Genomic DNA, 22,255 nt, shown 5'->3' with positions numbered 1-22,255 from the left:
TTTACTTCTCCTTCATCATAAAACCTGCTCCACGAATCGTTTGTATTACGATTTGACTGCCTTGAGCCGTTAATTTCTTGCGAAGATAGTGAATATATAAATCCACAATTCCGATTGTGGTTTCTGACTCGAAGCCCCATATCCGATCAAAGATTTGTTCTCTTGTCAATATATGACCTTGATTTAAAATCAGGTATTCGAGTAATTCATACTCTTTACTCGTTAACTGCAGGGCATTTTTATCTACAAAGCCATCTCTTAATTTGGAATTCACAGAGATGTCGCCATACAAAAGATCTCCCTCTTTCCCTCCCATGCCCGTACGTCTTAATAAGGCTTTCACTCTTGCTAATAACTCTGGAATGGCAAAAGGTTTCACCAAATAATCGTCTGCACCGCTATTTAATCCGATTACTCGATCTTGTACGCTGTCCTTTGCCGTTAATAGCATAATTGGCATGGTAATACTTTTCGAACGCAGTGCTTTTACAATCTCTAAACCACTGACTTCTGGAAGCATAATATCAAGTATTAATAAGTCATGGACATTCTGCGATGCTAAATATAATCCTTCCTCGCCATTTCCTGTCTCATGAACCAAGTATTCTTCTTCTTTGAGCACAGCAACAACCACTTCCCGCAGCATCTGATCATCTTCTACAACTAAAATTCTCACTAGTGCCTCCCCTTACGACCTGCCTTTATTCATTACACATAGCTTATCCAAGTGAAAACGTATACATTCAGGTCGAATAACAAAACGCTGCTCACCCTTTTAAGGAATAAAACATAACCGAACCACAGAGGGCACAGAGAACACTGAGAAAAGATAGATCCCCCCCTCAGTGTCCTCTGTGCTCTCTGTGTTCAACGTCTCTCTAAAAACTTATACGTTCTCTACTTATAAAAAACACCGATGCGAAAATTCGCAATCGGTGTTTTTTATATTATTATTCAGTACGGCTTTACAGCTCGGGATGATTTTTTAAAAAACTCTTGATGGAATCAGCCATAATTTTTTTACCTGAGATGTCAGGATGCAATCCATCCTGAGCATATTTTACTGGCAGTATTCCATCCTCATCTGCCAGCAAAGAATAAATTTCAATCGCATAGGGTTGATTTCGAATAAACTCATTTACTTTTTCTAATTCCACCTGCCAGCTATCAGCAGTTGACTGATCAAAAACCCGTTGTATTCTCTCAGGATTTACGGGGGGAAGAGTCAAGAAAATCGGCGTGATTCCATTTTCCTCACATTTTTCCTTTAGTGATTCTAAGGATTCAATGACTTCTTCTCCAGATACACCACCACGAATACTATTCGTTCCGCCCAAAATAAACAGATATTGAGGCTTAAAGGGAAGTACGTCATGTTCAAAACGCTCCACCATCGCCTCACTGGTATCTCCGCTTCTGCCTAAATTCTTCACAGGAAAAGGCAAGTACGAGACATATTCAAAACGATCATCCGATGGCGGATTAGAAATGGCCCCACCCCCATGAGTAATACTGTCGCCAAACACAGCCCATTTTCGGCTGCCTGTTTTCACGGTCAATGGGCTCGCATCAGAATACTTGCCAATCGGCTTTTTATTCTCATCTAATGCAAGTACTCGCCAGTAAAACGTCCCTGGCTCTACATAGGCATGAGTATCATAATAATCAAATCCAAATCCTCCTTGTAGTATAGAAGAACGGATTCTATATTTTGATGCTTCCGTGCCATTAGGTTTCTCTGGCGGGGCACTCAATATTTCCACTTCATAAGAATCAGCTCCTAATACTGGTATCCATGAATATACAGGATATAGCGGCAGGGGGTGATTCTTTTTTAAGCTGGATGTAATGGTTGGCTTATCAGGATTAAGGACCCCTTTACTTAAAGCAATAGGATTTGAAAAAGCAGCACGAGGATTCTTATCTAAATCTAAAGGACGAACACGATAATACAGTTTTTTTAGTTTTTCGCCTTTAAATAAAGCTGTATTCAATTCAATACCAGGAGTAGAAATCTTAGTTGTACTATAAACAATCTGCTTGGCAGAAGCTTTCTTATTATTCTTAATGGGACAATTGGCGACCTCCAATTCATACATAACTGCATCCTCAGCATTATGCCATACAAGCTGTATTTTATCGTTTTGGGCATAGCCATTTACCGTTACCAGAAACAGCGCAATACTTAAAAATAGGATCCTTAACACTCTCAAAGAACTTTCTCCTCTCTTATATACAAAATAAAGGTTGCCACAAGCATACGCTTGTGACAACAGTATGTATCTACTACATTCTTATCGTGAATTATTCTTCATAGGAACAACAATAATCCGCAACGATTTTTACTTTTAATGAAAAACGTGAATTGGCCGGAACTTGGAAGCGATCTCCGCCTGTATATACATTCCAGGTACTTTCACCTGGTAACAATACTTCTAGTTCTCCTGCCAAAATCTCCATGACTTCAGCAGCGTCAGTACCAAACTCATATTCGCCTGGCAGCATAATTCCCAAGGTCTTTCTAGTTCCATCAGCAAAAAGAACTGTTCGGCTTGTTACCTTCCCCTCAAAATATACATTTGCCTTTTTTACAATCGTAACATTTTTAAATTGATCCACACGTATTCCCCCTTGCCTTTCCCATCTTCATTATACAGCATTAGGCGATCCATATTTTTTACTTTTTTTCATTGTATCATACTCATTACCAAATGCAAAAGCTAGAAATTCTAAGAGCTAGTCTAATTATATATTCTTTAAGCTGTACTTAGGGTATTACCAACTGTATACTCACCTATTATTGCATTTTTAGCTACTTCTGCTAATATATCTAAGGTATCAAACAGAGGAAAATCAATATCATCCTGCGAAAGCAAAATAGGTAAATCTGTACAAGCTAATATCACACATTCGGCACCCATTTCTTTTAGACTGCTGATAATCGTCAGTAATGCGGCTTTGTCAGGTGCTAAGATTTCTCCTTTTACCAAACGATATATAATTTCTGACACCGTCTTTTGCTGATATGTCATAGGCAATATTGGAATTATATTATTCTCGTACAGGGGTCTTGTATATAGCTGGTTATCAACAGATGCAGTAGTGGCTAGAATTCCTACCTTTCTTATTTTATGCAGCTTAAGATGCCTGCAGGTTTCTTCCACAATACTAAAAACAGGAACTTTTGAAACCTCTCGAATTGCATTTATATAAATATGAGCTGTATTACAAGGAATTACACAAAAATCCACGTTATCATGTATTGTTTTAATGCCTTCAATCACAAGTTGTTCTAGCAAGTCTCCCTCTTCGTTACGTTGTAAAAAACAATCGGCAATTTGAAAAGGTTCGGGAACACTATACATAAGAATGGGAGGATATCCTTTGGTATGTACGAATTGTTTGATGATCTTCATATAAAACAGTGCGGTTGCCTCAGGTCCCATACCGCCGACAATACCACAAGTTTTCAAAATAGCTCCCTCCTCAACGAAATGAACTAGTACGATTATGCTTTGATTTCATCATGACCAAAAACAATATCAAAGCCATTATCATTTTTTAAAACACTATAACCGTAAAATCCTAGACTGAAGATAAACTTCTGGGATTCAATATCTGTATTTGGTATTCGAACACTGTATTTAGGCTGCTTAAAGCGATTTTTAAAATCTAAATGAAATATATAACGAAGTAAATTATTAAATTTTTTCTTTAATTGCTTTATCACAAACCCCTGAGCCAAAGTTGTCCTTATTGTGGGATAATTATTAGGAGAAATAGTAAGACAAATGTGCCTATATCCCATTTCTTCAAGAACTTTCAAATGCATATTAGCAACTTTAGTTAGAAGTCCCTTTTTCCTATGGTCTGGATGTATGACAACTGGTCCTAATTGAACAAAATTTGACAGCTCCTCTTGATTTAGTCCAATATCAACACCTAACTGAGCTTCATGCAAACTAGGAAATGATGCCATATGGAAGCCTACTACTTGCTCCTTCTGAAAAATCCCCATTGAACCGTCTTTAATCATTAATTGCTTGCGAAAAAAATCTATTGGCTCTCCATAGTAAATTGCTGAATCTAATAAACTCCTTAGTACGGTATCCTGTAAACGGAGTATTGAGTCTAAGTGAGTTTCATTTAAAAACTTAATTTCATACTCCTTACTATGGTCGTTATCTGCTACATCTATTATGATTATCACTCTCTCATTATCATAAATTATTCTGTCCTATTTTAAACTTAATAAAGAACTCTGTCCCTTTAGAACCAGTTTCTACCGTAATTTTTGCATTATGTCTTGCTGCAATACTATAGCAAACAGGTAAACCTAAACCGGTACCGCTTTCCTTTGTTGTCTGAAAGGGGATTCCAATATTCTCTAATATTTCAGTTTTTATTCCTGGTCCTTGATCAGCAATCGCCATGACTACTACATTCTCTTCGCAGTACGTCTTAATTCTTACTTTTCCTTTTTCATTCATTGCTTCTAATCCATTTCTCACCATGTTAAGGATCACTTGCCTAATCTCTTTCTCATCAATCAGCAATTCGGGAATCTCACTTAATTCTAATACAATACTCTTATTACTGATTCTGGCATCTGCCTCAATAAGAGGAACAATGGCTTCAATAATCTGGTTTAGATTTGTATATTCGAGATTAACGGCTTTATTTTTTGCCAGGGATAAAAATTCTGTTATAATGCCATTCGCTCGATCTAATTCCTCAATCATGATACCATAGAAAGCAAAATGAGGAGAATCATTATCTTTCTTGGCAAGCATTTGCAAAAAACCTCGTACTGTAGTCATAGGGTTGCGTACCTCATGGGCGATACCTGCTGCCATTTCCCCAATAATATTTAAGCGATCGAGCCTCGCAATCTGTTTTTCTATTTCTTGTTGTCTAATTGTATTCCATAAAATCATTTCATTTTGTTGTTGGATTTTCTTAAAATTTGCCTTCAATTTATCAGCCATCTTATTAAAAGCAACTGCTAAGATACCAAATTCATTCTTCCTTCCTAAAGGTACCCTAAATTCCAAATCTCCATTACTAAGAGCTGTAACACCCTCGGTTAATTCACTGATTGGCTCTATTACATATTTTTTGGTTATCCAAAAAATCGAACCTAGAATTAATAGCAGCATCACAATGCAAGTAATAAAAATTGGCGTCATTATACGACTTACTTTTTCCTCCAATTCACTCTCATCAATAATAGCAATGGCTTTCCAACCTGATATAGGAGATCGATTAACAGAGGCTAATTGCTTCTTACCATCAATCGTAATGTGGTGAATCTTCCCATCATCTCTCAAATCCATTAACGCAGATATATCAATTTCTTGCGGGGTTTTCATTAACCATTCACTATGTTTAGGACAAACAATAATTTTGTTATTTTGACTTAGTAAAACCACATAACCATTTGCCCCGATCTTAAACTCTTCTATTTCCTTTTCTAATTCTTCTACACTCCACCCGGCTACTACAACACCAACTACTTTATTGTCACGCTCAACTGTACGTGCAACGGATATAACTAGTTCTCCCGTTGTTTGCATATAATAAGGGTCAGTTAAATATGCTACCCCTTTATGTTTTATCGCTTCTTGGTACCAAATGCGCTCCCGGGGGTCATATCCAGGTTCTGAAAAAAAACTTGGATACTCAAAATATCCTCCTTGCTCAGTTCCAATTGCAACTCCCATCATACGTAGGAAGATACTTCCATAATTTGCAAAAAAATGATGCATACTTGGTGTAATCATATCTGAACTTTCTATTATGCGATCTCCTACAATAGAGGATACTTCATATGTTCGGTCATCCATCGCTAATAATGATATAGCCTCATAAGCTGGTTTTATTGCTCCATCATTGATCTTATTATGTATTTTACTTAATATTTCATAGGTATAATATTCGAAATTCTCATGTACCTGCTTCGTTATCACCTTCTCTATATAGAGTCCACCCGCAACGAAAGGTACGATACAAGCTAGTAATGTCCATAATATAAACTGGAATCCGATGGATTGTTTTTTTATTTTCATAGTAGCCTCAAAACAAACTTAGGAATCATTTTGTCGCCTCTTTTATCTTTTTTCAAAAAATTTGATAAGAATAGCAATACATGTAACTTTTTGTAAACTTCTCCGTTAATTTGAAATTTCCTTGTTTATATTGCTAATAAAAATTTTGAACTGCCAAAATTAAGCACCTCTGTGTCCTCTGTGTCAACTTTCCTTAAATTATAATTTTTATAACTAGACAAAAGGCCAGCACCTTCATAGGTTACTGACCTTTTTCCATTTCAGATTCTATTTTAGCTGCAATTTTGCCAGGGCTTCTGCTATAGCAGAATTAAACGGTTCATCGCTTCCTTTGCTTTGTTCTCTCATATATTTAGCGACTTCTCCCTTTGAACTTTTGGTGCTTTCCTTCTTTTTTCGTTCATTGAAGGTGGAGAGTTTTTCTCGGAAACCGCAGCTGCAGACAAAGATCTGCCCTTCACCTTCACCACGTAATTCCAATTTTTTATGACAAGTAGAGCACCTGGCATTCGTTAGTATGGAGAGATTTTTACGATGCCCGCATTCTCGATCCTGGCAAACAAGCATTTTTCCCTTCTTGCCATTCACTTCTAACATGAACTTTCCACATTCCGGACATTTCGTTCTAGTAAGATTGTCATGCCTAAACTTATCTTGGCTGTTTTTGATCTCACTTACAACCACTTGCGCATATTTTTTCATGTCATTAATAAAGATATTTTTATTCAGGCTTCCTTTTGCAATATAGCCTAGTTTCTGTTCCCATTGAGCAGTCAAGGCGGGGGATTTTAAATCTTCAGGAACCAATGCCAGCAGTTGTTTTCCTTTGGCAGTAATAAAAATATTTTTGCCATTTTTTTCGATTAAGAAGCTATTAAATAATTTCTCAATCACATCCGCTCTTGTAGCTACCGTGCCGAGACCGCCTGTTTCTCCAATGGTTTTTTTCAAGGCTTCACTTTCATTACTCATGTACTTAACAGGATTCTCCATAGCGGATAATAAGGTGCCTTCATTAAAAGGCGCAGGAGGTTTCGTCTCTCCCTTGGTAAGAATTACACTAGTAATTGATATCGTGTCCCCTCGATTGATCTTGGGTAATAATTGTTCTACTACATCTTCTTTTGCCTCATCGTCCTCACCAGCATGTTCATAAATTGCCTTCCATCCTGGGGCAATAATCGTTTTACCCGTGGCAATAAAGACTTCGCCGCCTATTTTAGCTTTTAGAGTGATTTGCTCATATTCAAATGGCGGATATAAGGCTGCTAAAAATCGTTTTACAACCAAATCATATATTTTTCTCTCCATATCACTCATAGAACTTAGCATTGGCATCTGTTCTGTCGGGATAATCGCATGATGATCAGAGACTTTATTATTATCAACAAAAGAGGAATTCCCTTTAATGGGCTTTTTCAAAATGGCAGAGGCTATCTGAGAGTAAGGACCTACACTGCATGCTTTGACTCGGTCCTTGAGGGTGTCGACAATATCCGTAGAAATATATCTTGAATCCGTCCGAGGGTAGGTTAGCACCTTATAATTCTCATACAATCTCTGCATAATAGAAGTAGTTTCTTTTGGTGAAAAACCAAATAAACGGTTACCATCTCGCTGCAGTTCTGTTAAATCATATAATTGGGGAGAAAACTTCTTTTTATAAGCTTTGTCGATTTCCACCACTTCAGCATTTTTATTTTTAACTGTATTTAAGAGTGCTTCACAAACGCTTTTGTCAAAGGTTCGCGTATTTTTTGTATTCTTATCCTGCCAGATTAGTTTTAAATGATTGCTGCCAGTTGCAGAAATTCCATAATATTCTTTTGGTTTAAAGGTTTTAATTTCCTCTTCTCTGGCTGCAATAATAGCTAACGTTGGCGTTTGTACTCTGCCGCAAGAAAGCTGGGCATTGTATTTACATGTTAGAGCGCGAGTCGCATTAATTCCCACAAGCCAATCCACCTCCGCCCGGGCAACGGCAGAAGCATAGAGACTTTCATATTCTTTGCCAGGCCTAAGTTTGCTAAAGCCTTCCTTAATGGCTTTATCCGTAACGGAAGAAATCCACAGCCGCTTAATGGGTTTATTGATATGTGCCTTTTCAATAATCCAGCGGGCAACAAGTTCCCCCTCCCGCCCCGCATCTGTGGCAATTACAATCTCACTTACATCTTTGCGCGTCATTTGCGTTTTTACCGTGTTGAACTGTTTGCCGCTTTGCTTAATGACAACCAATTTTAATTGTGCGGGCAGCATGGGTAAATCTTCTAGCTTCCAGGATTTATACTTATCATCATACACTTCTGGATCTGCTAAGGTTACTAAATGTCCTAATGCCCAGGTAACAATATGTTTTTCTCCCTCAAAATAGCCATTTTCTTTTCGATTACATCGTAATACTCTGGCTAAATCTCGACCAACAGAAGGTTTTTCAGCTAACACTAATACTTTACTCATTATACAGTCCTTTCCCTATACAACTGCTCTCGCAAAACTTTTTGATTCAGCAAAGTTTCTCTTGCAGGAGTTTATTTCCTTTTTATACAATCTATGCTTATATTACATCTTTTACACGCTATAAGTCAAAATGTATCCCAATTATACCTTCCTCATTCAAGGCAAGTCAACAACTGGAAAGCGAGGTGATGTCATGAGTGATAATGTAAATCAAGAAATTTTAGACAAATTGACTAAAGTCTGTATATGCAAAGCCATTAGTAAAGCGTCTATAAAAAAGATAATTGCCTCTGGAGCTGATACCTTAGAGAAAGTTCAAAAAGAATGCGGTGCTGGCTCTGGTCCCTGTGGCGGCAAACGATGTACACCAAAAATCAAAGAACTCTTAGAGTTCCAAGCATAAGAACCATAATAATAATAATCCTGACATTTATGAAAAATGCCAGGATTATTATTATGGTTCTATTTTTTAAAGATATGTGTTAAGGCATCGGAAAGGCAAGGATAATGAAAGGTAAAGCCTTGCTGCAACAAACGCTTAGGATACACCTTCAGGCTCTTTAATAAGACCTCTTGTGCCATATCGCCGAACAGTATCGTTGCTAAGAAAGCTGGAATACGAGTACGGCTTTTACTGCCCAGCACTCTTCCCAGTACTTCCATAAATTCCTGCATAGTGACAGCATTGGGAGTACAAGCATTATAGGTCCCCTGCCATTCTTCACACTCAACTGCCTGCAGAATCAAGTTCACAAGATCATCACGATGAATCCAAGACATCCATTGCTGTCCATCTCCAAGATAACCGCCAACACCAAAGCGAAAGGGCAGAGCGACCTTCGGCAGCATGCCGCCATCCAATCCAAGTACATGACCAAATCGTAAACGTAGGACACGTACTCCCAAGCTTTCCGCTTTTAATGCCTCCTCTTCCCAGGCTCGACATACATCGGCTAAGAAGCCATGACCATTTCCACTACTTTCTGTGAATCGCTGCTTGGGATGAGAACCATAGTAGCCAATCGCTGATGCATTGATTAATACCTTGGGATAAGGCAGACCCAGTTTTTGATTCTGAAGAATACTATCAACAATACAAGAAGTGATTTTCACTCTGCTATTTTGGATCTCTTGGCAAACAACCGAATTCCATCGGCTGCCTGCAATACTTTCACCAGCTAGATTAATAATACAGCTGGTCCCCGCAATCGTAGCAGGAGTGAATAGTTTTCCTGGCTCAGGCAATTGAACCACAGAGTCTATTGGGTGATTCTTACTGTCACGAGAGACAATCTGAAATGTATTTCCCCGGGATACCAATTGTTTGACAACGGCTCGACCTACAAAGCCAGTCCCTCCGGTTATCAATAGATTCACCAGCTGCTCACTCCTTTAGCCATCCTTCTCTCACCCTTCATTTCTACTCATCTAGCCAAACTCCTCCATTATGTATCGCAAAAGAATTATCCCTCTCCTCTTTAATTACCAGAAATAAAATCTTTTATAATACGTTAGTCTGCCTCAATACGAACAGCATTTCGCGTCCTTTTGTCATTGCGAACAGAGTGAAGCAATCTCTTAACAAGCATGAGATTGCTTCGCGATGCTCGCAATGACAAATTGATGTTACTTCCTTCTACTATTTTATCCCTACCACCCCATTGCACTAGCAATACTTGTTTTTAACCTGCAATGGGGCAGTGTGCTTTCTTATATACATCCTAACAGCCATGTTCCTCCAAAATAAAGTGCCGCTAGAATCAATAGTAGAAAGATAAAGCTGCCAAAATTAAAACAGAGCAAACATATTAGTAAGAAAATAATCGTAATACCAGAATGATCCATTACTAAATTGACCCACTCCATCCCTATTCCTCCCTCTTTTTAAATGCCCCTGGTTATGTATTATATGCGTTGTAATCCTATTATGTTTTCAGTTACTAGATAAAATATAGTAAGCATAAGAAGATTTAATTCAAGCTGAGCGCCCACTCTATCCGAATTAAGTCTTCTTTATGCTTGTACTTTATGATATCCTATATTTAGGAAAGAAAATTATATGAGGTGAGATTATGACTCGTTTTAAGAAATTTTTGATTCTAATTGCTTTTCTGCAGCTTTCTATTATTTTAAATCCCTTATCGGCCCTTGCTTATAACACATATCATGTTGCTGTACTACCTTTAGTCAATACTGCGAACTGCCAAGATGAAGAGATCGTAGAATTGGTACAAACAAAGGTTAAAAATAAATTCAAATTTCCCTTTTATGAAATCATCCCTGCAGAATCTGCAGCTAGGTCAGTACAAAAAGACACGCTAAAAAAACTAAAAGATAAAGCAGCCATGGAAAAGCTGGCAAAAGATCTTTCTGCAGATATCGTGATTGGTGTTGAACTTGTCCACGCCCAAGCAGTGACTGTAACCCCTTCCTTCTGGGGTCTTTATTCTGATAATGATGATACCTATTTGGATACCAGAGTCTTGATAAAATGTTACGCATATACTGCCAAGGACGGTACATATTTGTCTCTAAAAGCTTCTAACTCTGGCTTAGAACCCATGAGAGTTGACACAAGCCTTTACAATTCTGTCGGGAAGGCAATGGATGAGCTCATTGGAAAATTGCCTTATAAAAGAGTCCCCGCCGATGCTCTTACACTTAAAGGTGAATAAAAAAATAAAACATTATGAACCACAAAGACGCAAAGGACACAAAGGGTTTTATTTATATTTTTTTGTGCACTCCTTTGTGGTGAAATCATTCCTTTATTTCTTCATGACTTTTGCGGTCCATTGCCTTTTTACCTAATACTATGTACCCGATTCATCAATAAAACTTAAAATCAAGGAGTGCTTTATGAATACAATTACGAAAAGATGCTTATGTTTGTTTTCAATTCTGATGCTTACTGTATTTTCTCATACTGCCTTAGCTGTGGCAGCAGATCCCTCTCAGGTCAATACCACCTTTCATATGACTGGTCAAGTAACCGCCCCTAATATTCAAGGCTTTTACGGCATAATCGGAGACGATGGCGTAAAATATCAGCCAATCAATTTGCCGCGTAAATTTAAGAAAGACGGGCTCATCATTCAATTTGACGCAAAGCTGAAGGCAAATACCATGAGTACCTTCCAATGGGGAAAAATTGTAGAACTCTCTAACGTAGCAAAAATTACATCATCCATTGCCCCTGAAGAGCGTAAAGCCATTCATCTATTACTAAAAAGGTTGGATTCCTTTAATACAAAAGACTTAGAAAAATTGCAGGAAATAGATATTGTGTCCAGGCAGCTTACAAAAGAACAGTTTGATAATTGGGTAACGAAATATGATCATTTTACCCTTTTATATGTTGATATTTCTGATGCTGATTCTACTTCTATTACTGGTTCTTGTTACTATACCCGAGAACTTGTAAATGGAATGACCCTTCATGGCAATACGGATTTAGCGGCTATGACCTTTACGCTATCCCAAACTTCAAGCGGCTGGAAATTAACGGAATCAGGATCTTTGTCTAATCAACCCATTCAATATAGTGCAGATACTCTTGCCGCACTTAAAGAAAAATCTGTAAAAAAATATAATACTGACAATTTAGCTACTCTTTGGCAAGGGATTTAACTAGGCCGTACTTTTGGGACTTGCAATATTAGCACGATTCTTCCCGCTGTAAGAAAAAACGCTGCGCGTCCTATAAAACATGCAAAATAAATCGAACCACAAAGACGCAAAGGACACAAAGGGTTTTTATTTATTTTTTCGTGCACTCCTTTGTGTGCCGCGTTAGCGGCATTGTGCCTTTGTGGTTCATAATATCTCACCTTTTCCACACCTAAAAACTTATACTTTCTATGCTTATAAGAAAAACGCTAGGCGTCCTTCAAAACATAGAAAGTAAACCGAACCGCAGAGGCGCAGAGAACACTGAGAAAAAATACAGCAAAAAATAAATATAAAATACCATGAGATAGTTGACCGCGCAACTATCTCATGGTATTTTATATTTATATTACTTTTTTGTAAATATCCAGCTGGATATTTACAATGAAATCGATTGGAAAGGCGAAACATGAAAAATAATATTGTAATTTTCTTCTTATCTTGTATAGGAGGAATCATCTTTTTTAGTGCCCATATTCCTCTTCCTTGGACCATCGGTCCCTTGGTGACCACCTTACTTTGGAAGACAGTTAGAAAGAAACCCATCCATTGGCCAAAATCTATACGCAATACAGGTCTAATTTTTCTTGGCTATGCTATGGGCAGTCCTTTTACCCTTCAGGTAGGTCAACAAATTTTAGACCAGCTCCCCGGTATGCTATTAACCACCTTCACTACTATGACGCTGAGCCTTTTGGCAGGATGGTTTACTTGCCGCTTTACAGGTGTGGGGATGGTAAATGGTTTGGTTGGCAGTATACCCGGCGGTCTTTCCCAAATGGCTGTCATTTGTGAGGAAATTGATGGTGCCGATGTTGCTGTCGTTACTCTTATGCAAATAACCAGGGTACTAACCGTTGTATTTATTGTACCAATGCTGGCAATTTATGGTCTTACAAACAATTCTACCCCTCTGCCGCTTTTTGCATCTACTGCCTCTTTACAATTTGAACAATTTCTGCCCTTTGGAATTGTATGTATTATTTCGGCCTTCATAGCCAGAGTCATCAGAATTCCCACCCCTTATCTTATGGGACCTGTTATTGGAACCATTGCCCTTATCATTCAAGGCTATAACGCTCCTCATCTTCCCCAATACATCACAGCATTAGCACAGATATTCATTGGAATACGCATGGGAGCCGATATCACTTTCGATGGATTAACAAATTGGAAATCCATTGTCTCCTATAGCTTTGGAGGAGTAATTTTTGTCATTGCAGGTTCATTAGGGATTGATTATTTGCTGGTGAAGCTCTATGGAATCCCTTTTCTAACCGCTTTTATCAGTACCGCCCCCGGTGGCATAACAGAAATGGGACTCACAGCCATGACGGTTCATGCTGATGTTTCACTGGTTGTTGCCTACCAATTATTTCGCTTATTATCCATGCTGCTTCTCGGGATTCCCCTGCTGCGGTGGTGGCTTGGAAAAAAAGCAATTCACAAGACCTTGCAGCCTACCCTCTAATATGAAATGCTAAAAACAGCAAGATTAGCCTGATTTTCGATATCCCTTGGCTAATCTTGCTGTTTTTATTTTATAACTATCGTCAGCTTTCATCATTTCGCTGCAGCATTAACGTCTTAACAGCTTGCGTAACTTAGGTCCTAAAATAAGTGCTACAATTAATCCTGCACCTGATGTCATCAAAGAACTAGGTATATTCCCCAGCGCAGTAGCAAAACTACCCGTAACATACCACCAGGCTAAAATATATCCGCATAACGTCCAAAGAGCAGCTAAAATGCAGGCAAAGAAAGCGCGGACAAACAACTTACTGCCTGCCCCATAAGAACTTGCCGTGGCCTCAGGCCATAATCCTTTAGCAGCCACACCAACGATCAAACCTGCAATTCCTTTAATAACAAAAGACCATAGTGTATAAGGAGAAAAGCCCATCAAAAGATCATAAAAACCTGATCCAATGGCTCCCGCCAATCCTGCATACACACCACCAAAAACAATACCCATTGTATATAAAAATGCCGATCCCAAATGCACCATTGCTCCAACGCCAAAAGGTATTTTAATGGTTGTGGCAATCGTACACATAGAGGAGAGTACACCGACAAATACAATATCTCTTACATCCAATTTACGCTTGCGATTCATAGCTCAACCTCCCTATATTTCCTCTTCATTCTTGGCTATCTCGGCAAAGCCAAGGCAGCACCTTTTCTACCAATACACCCTCCCGGGAGGGAGTTTGAGCAGCAAAGGTCGTTTGAATGGAGATCCTGACAAATTCGGCTGCCCGTTCCATGGCTGCTGACAGACAGTCCTGCTGCAGCAAAGACCCTACCAGCACACTTGCAAAGATATCTCCTGTTCCAGGATATTTAGCTGGAATGTGGTCGCTGTAGACTTCCCAGAAGGTATTTTGCCTTTTGTCATATCCTATGGTAAGAATTTTCTCATTCACAAAAGGAATTCCTGTGATTACCACCTTGGATGGACCAAAACCTCCTAAGTCCACAAGCCATTTCTTCATTTTCTTGGTATCATAGATTGTATTCTGATAACTCTCTCCCAGTAAAAAACATGCCTCCGTATAATTGGGTGTAATAATATCTGCTTTTCGAACTAAATCCTTCATTCGCTCTTGCATGTGACGCGTATAAATAGAATATAACTTCCCCTCATCCCCCATGACTGGGTCTACAACTACCAAGGGATGGTTAGAAGAAAATTCATTGATAAAGTGCTGTACTACATCAATTTGTTCCTCTGAAGCTAAAAAACCACTGTAAATACAATGAAAATCAATTTCTTCTTTTTTCCAATGATGAAAAAAATCCGGCATGTGGTTTGTAAAATCGCAAAATGCTAAGTCTTTAAAACCGCCTAAGTGAGTACTTAATACAGCTGTCGGAAGAGGACAGACTTGAATTCCCATTGTTGATAATACAGGCATAATGACTGTTAAAGAGCAGCGTCCAAAACAGGAAATATCATGAACAGCCGCCACTTTGGGCACGAAATTTTTCATTACTTTTCTCCTTTTAAGCATAAATCTCCTATATTTTATAATACATCGAAAATTAGTATATCGCAAAAGAAAGCCACTCGTCAATTTTGAAGGTACTGCCAGATTTCAAGAAACATCTTTTTCCTTATCCAAATGGCATCTAGAAATAGCAAAAGAAGACTTGCCCACAGTAGGGGTCAAGTCTTCTTTTATTATTTATTTAATTAATCCTTTGGATTGCAGCCATTCCTTGGCTACGGCCTTTGGATCTTGTTTTTCCAAATCTACTTTTGCATTGAGCTTAGCCATCTCTGTTTCATTTAATTTTCCTGCCAGTAATTTAAGCGCATCGGCAATTTCAGGATGCTTTTTCAACGTATCTTCTCTTATAATAGGGGCCGCATAATATGGAGGGAAGAACTTTTTATCATCCTCTAAGACCTTCAAATTGAATGCTACAATACGTCCATCAGTAGAAAATCCGTCAATAACATGAACCTTTTTATCACGTACTGCTGCATATGTCAAACCTGGATCCATACCACTGGAAGCGGCGAATTTAAATCCATATTTCTCTTCTAAGCCTTTTTGCCCATCTGCTCGTTCTAGAAACTCTTGCGTACATCCAAGCATCAGGCGATCTGCCTTAGCTGCCAAATCAGAAATGGTACGAATCCCCAAACGCTCTGCTTCATCAGTACGCATGGTTAAGGTATAGGTATTGTTAAAACCGAAAGGCTCAAGCCAAATAATCTGCTTTTTTTCTTTATATATGTTCTTTACCTTATCATAGGCAGCCTGAGGATCACTAATCATTGGCTCCCCTAGAAGATTAATGAGTGCCGTACCTGTATATTCAGGATATATGTCAATATCCCCGCGTTCAATAGCTTGGGCTACAACACTAGTTCCTCCAAGAAAAGCTTTCGTTTCGACTTTCAATTTGGTTTGATCTTCAATCACATATTTCATCATGTAGACTAAAATATCTTGTTCGGTAAAGTTCTTTCCAGCAATTACAACGGTGTTACTATTTTTCCCTGATAATAAAGAACATCCTGTAAACACCATTACCACTAAAACACTAAGTAACAAAATAGCTGTCTTTTTCATCCTATCATCTCCCTATTTTACAATTTCTTTAATCCCTTTGGTTGCGCTTTGTACTCCAAGCGTTTTAGAGCAAAATCAAAGACAATTGCTAAAAATGCAGCAGGTAACGCACCAGCCATAATTAATGGTGAATTAGCCATAGCAATGCCACGGAAAATCAAATCTCCCAGCCCCCCTGCACCAATCAGTGCTGCCAAAGTAGCCACACCTACAATAAGTACAGTCGCTGTTCGAACTCCTGCCATAATAACGGATAATGCCATAGGTAGCTCCACCATAAATAATACTTGTATAGATGTCATCCCCATACCAATACCCGCCTCTACAGCAGCAGGTGTTACACCTATGATTCCGGTATAGGTATTGCGAAGAATCGGGAGTAAACCGTATATGGTCAAAGCAATAATAGCAGGCACATTACCAATACCAAAGAAGGGTATCATAAAACCTAACAATGCCAAACTAGGAATCGTTTGAAATACTGCTGTCACGCCAATAATCGGTTCCGCCCATTTTCTATGACGTGTCAACAAAATACCGAGAGGAATAGCAATCAAATTAGCAATAAACAATGAAATAAATGTTAATTGCAGATGTTCCCAAGAGGCCATCAAAATATCTTCATATCGATTTTGAAAAATTTCAAGTAAATCAATTAACATAGAATCGCCCCTCCCTCTATTATTGGGCCACTCTCAGCTTCTTGAAACCGTTCAGCCATAACATCTACTAGGCTTGACCGAGTAATCACTCCTAATAATTCATTTTCTTCACTAACTACAGGAAGATAAGCAATATGATATTTGCTAATAATTTGTAATGCTTCTGTTAAAGACTGACTTACATTTATCTTATATATAACAGGATTTAATACATCCTGCAGCAGAATTTCTTCCTGCTGAAAATTATTGTGTATATCCCACACACTAACTTTCCCAAGTAATTTTCGATTAGGATCCACAATAAGCAGAGTATCAACTTTCTGCTTTCTCATTTGCACAATTGCTTCTGCGAGCCCCTTACTAGGCCGTGCAGTAACGGGCCTTACCATGATTTCCTGAATAGATGGTAATATATCTGCTTTTTGCAGCCGATTTACGCCAATAAACTCTTTGACAAATTCATTCGCTGGATGACGCAATATCTGCTCAGGTGTATCTACTTGCACAATTTTGCCGTCTTTAATAATACAAATACGATTGGCAATTTTGATTGCTTCATCAATATCATGCGTAACGAAAATGATTGTTTTAGAAATTACTTCCTGTAATCGAACCAGCTCATCCTGCAGCTGCTCACGACTGATAGGGTCCAAGGCACTAAATGGTTCATCCATTAATATGATTGGCGGATCAGCAGCCATGGCACGAATTACTCCAATTCGCTGTTGTTGACCACCGCTTAATTCATTAGGATAGCGATTACTATAAATATCAGGATCAAGATTAACCATGCGGAGCAAGTCAGCAACACGGTTCAAATACATATTCTTATCCCATTTTTTCAGTTTTGGAACCAGAGCCACGTTCTCAGCAATTGTCATATGAGGCAGTAACCCGATATTTTGTATCACATAACCAATATTTCTCCGCAGCTGAACAGGATCTAACTGACTGATATCCTCACCTTTTATAAAGATCTTCCCCGTAGTTGATTCTACTAAACGATTAATCATTTTCATCGTTGTTGTTTTTCCACAACCACTAGGACCGATCAGTACTAGGATTTCACCTTCTCTAATATGTAGATTGATATCATCTACCACTTTTCGGCCATGTTCATACGTCTTAGATATATTTTCGAAACGTATCATCAAATCCCCCTCTTCCGTTATCTTGTGCTAGTACAAGATTTTCAAAACTATAAGAGATTCTCATAGCATTTTCCAACTAACAACTTACACTATACCATAAAATTGTTAGCCATGCAAGACACTAGCAATTTTTTCATGCTAATGAAGTTGTTAGTATAACGAATCGAAAAATCAACCACAAAGACGCAAAGGACACAAAGGGTTTTATTTATTTTTTGTGCACTCCTTTGTGTGCCGCATCAGCGGCATTGTGCCTTTGTGGTTCATAAAATCTTATTTTTCACCTAAAACTTAGCTAGTAAAAAAATCCCCTTGATAAATAGCACAGGATATGTGCTGCTTATCAAGGGGATTTTTAACATTCATTCTTGCAGTACTGTATTCACTTTTTCCAAAATATCGCCGGAACCAACCACGATTAGACGATCTCCAGCTTGCAGGAGTGCACCTGCTCCTGGAGATATGATTACTTCCATTCCTCTTCTGATGGCAATAAGAGTGGCACCTGTACGCTGCCAAAGCCCAAGCTGAGCAACAGAACGCCCTACTGCGCTGGCATTTTCTGAAACATATACCTCAACAGGATTAAAAGGTTGTAAATTTCTCAGCCGATCAGTATAACGCGTAATTTGAACGATAATTTCATCAAAGCGGTTATTGATTTCGTTTTTCTTTTCCATTAGAAATTCTAGCTCTTGTTTTAATGAATAAGCTGAATGCATAGCCAGGTGATGCCGTATAAATTCCTCAGCCTGCTCTTGGGATTGTACTAGAATTTCTTTTCCTTGAGATACAGCAACAACATTTGCCTGCCCTAGTAACCCCATGGCCTTACGAATGGTTTCAGGAGAGACATTGTACTGACTGGCCAGCAATGTACGTCCTGATATCTTATCACCAACAACAAACTCACCCTTAACAATCCGTTCTGCCACGTCCATAGCAATAGATTCATATACGGGTATATTACTTTTCATTCTCATTTTTCGCCTCTGCTTTTACATATAAGTCCCTATGTGCTAATAACTTACACATCTCAACAATTTGTAATCATATACTATTCTATTCATGAAATCAAGATCTTTTTACTTTCTTCTTGAGCCATCATCACCGATCAGCTCTCACCAGTCGCAGCTCTTATGTAATTATAACATATTCCATTATTCATCTTCCGATAATTATCCATTTTCTTCATAAGAACCCTCACAAAAAGTACAGGGCTCCAGTACCAATTTTATCAGCTACACGCTTATAATTGACAGCCACTCCTGGATATGTTTTTGATACTGCCGTCTTAAAAAGGCTGTCATCTTACCCTTTCTCCCTTGATTTACTTTACGTCCGTCCAACGTGGTTACTGCCATGATTTCCAGTAAAGAACTAGTAATAAAAATTTCAGAAGCTCCTAGTAGTTCCTCAGGACTTACTTGTCGTTCTTCAGTGGTGATTTCAGCCTGCTGAGCAAGTTCCAAAACAATATTTCTAGTAATACCTGGTAATAAACCGCTTTTTTTATCAGGTGTAATTAACCTGCCTTCCACCACTAAAAAAAGATTACACATTGTACCTTCTGCAACCTGATCCATAGTATTTAGCAGTAATGCTTCATTAGCTCCCTTATCTTTTGCTTCCGATTTTGCCACTATATTATCAAGATAGTTAGCGGCCTTCACTGCACATAAAGGCGAGGTAAGATTACGGCGTATATTGACCGTCGCCAAGCTCCACCCTCGTTCATAGGCATCATCGTCAAGGGGCTGAATGGGCGCAGCAAAAACAATCACCGTAGGACTTCCGCAAGTCCCAGGATCTGGGCGACTAGCCCCCATCCCTCGGGATATGGTTAAGCGAACAGTAGCTTCCTGCAAATCATTTTTCTGCAACGTTTGATAAATGGCCTTCGATAATTCATCTGCAGAAGGGCAGCTAGGCCACTCCAGTATTTTCATACCTGCATGCAAACGCTTTACATGTTCCGCGAAGTAAAATACTCGCCCCTTATATACTCTCATAGTCTCGAATAAACCATGACCATATAAAAAACCATGATCATAGGGAGAGATACTGGCCTCATTGCCTAATATTAACTTGCCATTTAGATAAATCCAGCTATTATGCATATCTGTTCCCCTTATCCCTTAAATCCTAGAGCTTTCATCAAAGCTAGTGCTTTATCCAATGTCTCTATGTACTCAAGTTCTGGAACGGAGTCAGCAACAATCCCTCCGCCAACTTGAAAATATGCCTGTCCCCCTTGTATAACAATCGTTCGTATAACAATATTTAAATCAGCATCCCCATTAAAATCAATATAACCGATAGAACCTGTATAAATTCCCCGTTTTACCGGCTCTAGTTCAGCTATAATTTCCATAGCCCTAACCTTTGGCGTCCCTGTGATAGAACCTCCTGGAAAGGATGCCATGACAGCATCTAAAATACCTTTATCTTTTGTTAATTCTCCTGTCACTGTCGACACCAAATGAAAGACAGTAGGATACTCTTCTAATCGAATTAGATCGGGTACATGAACGCTGCCAAATGCACAGACACGTCCCAAGTCATTACGCTCTAGATCAATAATCATGACCAGTTCTGCCTGATCCTTCTCACTAGCCAAAAGCTCCTGCCTTAATTGACTGTCAGAGTGTTTATCACTGCCTCTAGGTCTTGTCCCTTTAATGGGTCTTGTTTCAATCCTTCTATTTTCTAATCGTAAGTATCGCTCAGGTGAAGTACTTGCAACCACCACCTCGCCAAAATTCAAATAAGAAGCAAAAGGCGCAGGATTAATATATCGTAGATATCGATATAGCTCGAAAGGAGACACTGTCAAATCCGCTGAAAATCGTTGGGATACATTAACTTGGAAAATATCACCTGCACCAATATATGCAATGGCTTTCTCCACCATGCTGCAATAGGATTCTTTGGTAAAATGGGACGTATAAGTACCTTGCGGTATCGGTTGGTGAGGTACGCCTAAAAAAGAAGCTTGCTGCATCAGTTCAAGCCATTCATCAATGCGGCGATTGGCTCTACCTAGCCTTTCCTTCTCATTTTTTTCTGGAAAACCAGTAGACGCAATATATGTTTTTTTCTCATGTTGATCAAAGATAAGTATGGTGTCATAAAAACCAAAACAGCAATCAGGCAAATTCTTGTCCTTATGCTGATTTTTCGCTATATCTTCCAGCAAATATCCCATCTCATAGCCGAAGTATCCAATAATCCCACCAGCTAGAGGTGGATAATGGGGAAGCTTTTCTGTAGAATATTGAGCTAATAATTCTTTCAAAATTGTAAACGAGTTCCCTGCTACGCTGCGTTTTCCTGCATCATCCTGGATTGTAATCCTAGCATCTTTACTAGTAAATAATAAAAAAGGATCTCTGCCAACAAAGGAGTATCTGCCCATATTTTCAACATCCATGGCACTGTCTAAGAAGACACTATTCTCCTCATTCGAGAACAATGCATACACTTCTTCCGCAGAATAGTCAGATGTAATCTCACGAAGTATTGGTTTCACTATACGATTCCCCTCATATCTAGAAAGTTTTGTAACATACTATGCCCATGCTCCGTTAATATGGATTCTGGATGAAATTGCACTCCTTCAATCGCATATTCCTTATGCCGCACTCCCATAATTTCGCCTTGCTTTGTTTCTGCCGTAACTGTAAAACACTCGGGCAATGTTTCCCGTTTTAAAATCAAAGAGTGATAGCGAGTAGCTCGCACAGGACTGGTAAGGCCTTTAAAAATACCTTTGCCATCATGATAAACGATAGAAGTTTTACCATGTACCAGCCGCTCTGCCCTTATGACGTCGCCGCCAAATACCTGACCGATAGCCTGATGTCCCAGACATACACCTAATATAGGTATAATGCCTTTAAAGTGCTGAATTGTTTGCAAACTAATACCGGCTTCATTGGGAGTACAAGGCCCTGGTGAGATTAAAATATGACTAGGTGATAACATCTCGATCTCAGAAATAGTAATCTTATCATTACGTGCTACTTGGATTTCCTGTCCCAATTCACCAAGATATTGCACCAAATTATACACAAAGGAATCATAATTATCAATTACAAGAATCATTAGTGCCTCCATACTAACTTTTGTTCAAAAGCAATTCCATTTCTATAGTCTAT

22 protein-coding genes are annotated in these 22,255 nt (G+C 38.7%); 4 read left to right on the top strand and 18 right to left on the bottom strand.

The features are described 5' to 3' along the window. Position 1 precedes the first annotated feature (1 nt). The 7 genes from JBW_RS05565 to JBW_RS05535 all read right to left on the bottom strand — a co-directional run bounded on the left by JBW_RS05565 (position 2) and on the right by JBW_RS05535 (position 8,528). On the bottom strand, positions 2–676 hold the full coding sequence (locus tag JBW_RS05565; RefSeq protein WP_007955904.1) for a response regulator transcription factor: 675 nt from the start codon (positions 674–676) through the stop codon (positions 2–4). Between the two features lie 289 nt (positions 677–965). Continuing rightward, on the bottom strand, positions 966–2,207 hold the full coding sequence (locus JBW_RS05560; RefSeq protein WP_235334226.1) for a GDSL-type esterase/lipase family protein: 1,242 nt from the start codon (positions 2,205–2,207) through the stop codon (positions 966–968). A 97-nt stretch (positions 2,208–2,304) separates the two neighbouring features. After that, positions 2,305–2,619 carry a pyrimidine/purine nucleoside phosphorylase gene (locus tag JBW_RS05555; RefSeq protein WP_007955897.1) on the bottom strand — a complete coding sequence of 105 codons (315 nt, stop codon included), beginning with the start codon at positions 2,617–2,619 and terminating at the stop codon, positions 2,305–2,307. A gap of 137 nt (positions 2,620–2,756) precedes the next feature. Next, the gene (locus JBW_RS05550) at positions 2,757–3,473 is read right to left on the bottom strand and encodes an aspartate/glutamate racemase family protein (RefSeq protein WP_007955896.1); all 717 of its coding nucleotides are present in this window, start codon (positions 3,471–3,473) and stop codon (positions 2,757–2,759) included. Positions 3,474–3,508: 35 nt separating this feature from the next. Continuing rightward, entirely contained in the window at positions 3,509–4,210 is a 702-nt protein-coding gene (locus JBW_RS05545; RefSeq protein WP_007955894.1) for a GNAT family N-acetyltransferase, read from the bottom strand. 10 nt (positions 4,211–4,220) lie between these two features. After that, positions 4,221–6,068 (bottom strand): HAMP domain-containing histidine kinase, encoded by a 1,848-nt coding sequence (locus tag JBW_RS05540; protein ID WP_007955893.1) that lies wholly within the window; start codon positions 6,066–6,068, stop codon positions 4,221–4,223. A gap of 267 nt (positions 6,069–6,335) precedes the next feature. Further along, positions 6,336–8,528, bottom strand: a complete 2,193-nt coding sequence (locus JBW_RS05535) for a DNA topoisomerase III (protein ID WP_007955891.1) — start codon at positions 8,526–8,528, stop codon at positions 6,336–6,338. 193 nt (positions 8,529–8,721) lie between these two features. Here JBW_RS05535 and JBW_RS05530 point away from each other — a divergent pair, with 193 nt between their 5' ends. Then, on the top strand, positions 8,722–8,931 hold the full coding sequence (locus tag JBW_RS05530) for a (2Fe-2S)-binding protein (protein ID WP_007955889.1): 210 nt from the start codon (positions 8,722–8,724) through the stop codon (positions 8,929–8,931). Positions 8,932–8,990: 59 nt separating this feature from the next. Here JBW_RS05530 and JBW_RS05525 read toward each other — a convergent pair whose 3' ends face one another. Both JBW_RS05525 and JBW_RS25215 read right to left on the bottom strand, forming a co-directional pair. Continuing rightward, positions 8,991–9,905: a TIGR01777 family oxidoreductase gene (locus tag JBW_RS05525; RefSeq protein WP_007955887.1), complete on the bottom strand. Its 915-nt coding sequence runs from the start codon at positions 9,903–9,905 to the stop codon at positions 8,991–8,993. A gap of 333 nt (positions 9,906–10,238) precedes the next feature. Beyond that, positions 10,239–10,394, bottom strand: a complete 156-nt coding sequence (locus JBW_RS25215; protein ID WP_007955885.1) for a hypothetical protein — start codon at positions 10,392–10,394, stop codon at positions 10,239–10,241. A 206-nt stretch (positions 10,395–10,600) separates the two neighbouring features. Between JBW_RS25215 and JBW_RS05520 the strand changes: the two genes are divergently transcribed. The 3 genes from JBW_RS05520 to JBW_RS05510 all read left to right on the top strand — a co-directional run bounded on the left by JBW_RS05520 (position 10,601) and on the right by JBW_RS05510 (position 13,668). After that, on the top strand, positions 10,601–11,203 hold the full coding sequence (locus JBW_RS05520; RefSeq protein ID WP_007955883.1) for a hypothetical protein: 603 nt from the start codon (positions 10,601–10,603) through the stop codon (positions 11,201–11,203). A 184-nt stretch (positions 11,204–11,387) separates the two neighbouring features. Next, entirely contained in the window at positions 11,388–12,158 is a 771-nt protein-coding gene (locus JBW_RS05515) for a hypothetical protein (protein ID WP_007955881.1), read from the top strand. A 448-nt stretch (positions 12,159–12,606) separates the two neighbouring features. Then, entirely contained in the window at positions 12,607–13,668 is a 1,062-nt protein-coding gene (locus tag JBW_RS05510) for an AbrB family transcriptional regulator (RefSeq protein ID WP_007955879.1), read from the top strand. 108 nt (positions 13,669–13,776) lie between these two features. Here the strand turns inward: JBW_RS05510 and JBW_RS05505 are convergent, their stop codons facing one another. From JBW_RS05505 to JBW_RS05465, 9 genes are all read right to left on the bottom strand, one after another. After that, positions 13,777–14,313, bottom strand: a complete 537-nt coding sequence (locus JBW_RS05505; RefSeq protein ID WP_007955876.1) for an ECF transporter S component — start codon at positions 14,311–14,313, stop codon at positions 13,777–13,779. Between the two features lie 25 nt (positions 14,314–14,338). Then, the gene (locus JBW_RS05500) at positions 14,339–15,190 is read right to left on the bottom strand and encodes a pyridoxamine kinase (RefSeq protein WP_007955875.1); all 852 of its coding nucleotides are present in this window, start codon (positions 15,188–15,190) and stop codon (positions 14,339–14,341) included. Positions 15,191–15,385: 195 nt separating this feature from the next. After that, complete coding sequence (locus JBW_RS05495) at positions 15,386–16,282, bottom strand: glycine betaine ABC transporter substrate-binding protein (RefSeq protein ID WP_007955872.1); 897 nt, start codon at positions 16,280–16,282, stop codon at positions 15,386–15,388. Positions 16,283–16,299: 17 nt separating this feature from the next. Further along, positions 16,300–16,944: an ABC transporter permease gene (locus tag JBW_RS05490; RefSeq protein WP_007955863.1), complete on the bottom strand. Its 645-nt coding sequence runs from the start codon at positions 16,942–16,944 to the stop codon at positions 16,300–16,302. Then, positions 16,938–18,095 (bottom strand): ABC transporter ATP-binding protein, encoded by a 1,158-nt coding sequence (locus tag JBW_RS05485; protein WP_007955858.1) that lies wholly within the window; start codon positions 18,093–18,095, stop codon positions 16,938–16,940. Before JBW_RS05485 ends, JBW_RS05490 begins: the two co-directional genes overlap by 7 nt. A 362-nt stretch (positions 18,096–18,457) precedes the next feature. Next, positions 18,458–19,078, bottom strand: coding sequence for a TrkA C-terminal domain-containing protein (locus JBW_RS05480; protein ID WP_007955857.1), 621 nt, complete (start codon positions 19,076–19,078; stop codon positions 18,458–18,460). Positions 19,079–19,336: 258 nt separating this feature from the next. Next, complete coding sequence (locus tag JBW_RS05475; RefSeq protein WP_007955856.1) at positions 19,337–20,215, bottom strand: aminotransferase class IV; 879 nt, start codon at positions 20,213–20,215, stop codon at positions 19,337–19,339. Between the two features lie 11 nt (positions 20,216–20,226). Beyond that, positions 20,227–21,627, bottom strand: coding sequence for an aminodeoxychorismate synthase component I (gene pabB, locus JBW_RS05470; RefSeq protein ID WP_007955855.1), 1,401 nt, complete (start codon positions 21,625–21,627; stop codon positions 20,227–20,229). Beyond that, entirely contained in the window at positions 21,627–22,202 is a 576-nt protein-coding gene (locus JBW_RS05465) for an anthranilate synthase component II (protein WP_007955854.1), read from the bottom strand. The genes pabB and JBW_RS05465 overlap by 1 nt, the downstream gene beginning before the upstream one ends. Between the last annotated feature and the right edge of the window lie 53 nt (positions 22,203–22,255).

The organism is Pelosinus fermentans JBW45, assembly GCF_000271665.2.
In the GTDB taxonomy this organism is placed as follows: domain Bacteria; phylum Bacillota; class Negativicutes; order DSM-13327; family DSM-13327; genus Pelosinus; species Pelosinus baikalensis.
Note: the sequence above shows the minus strand (reverse complement) of the source record. Positions and strands in the feature narration are given on the sequence as shown.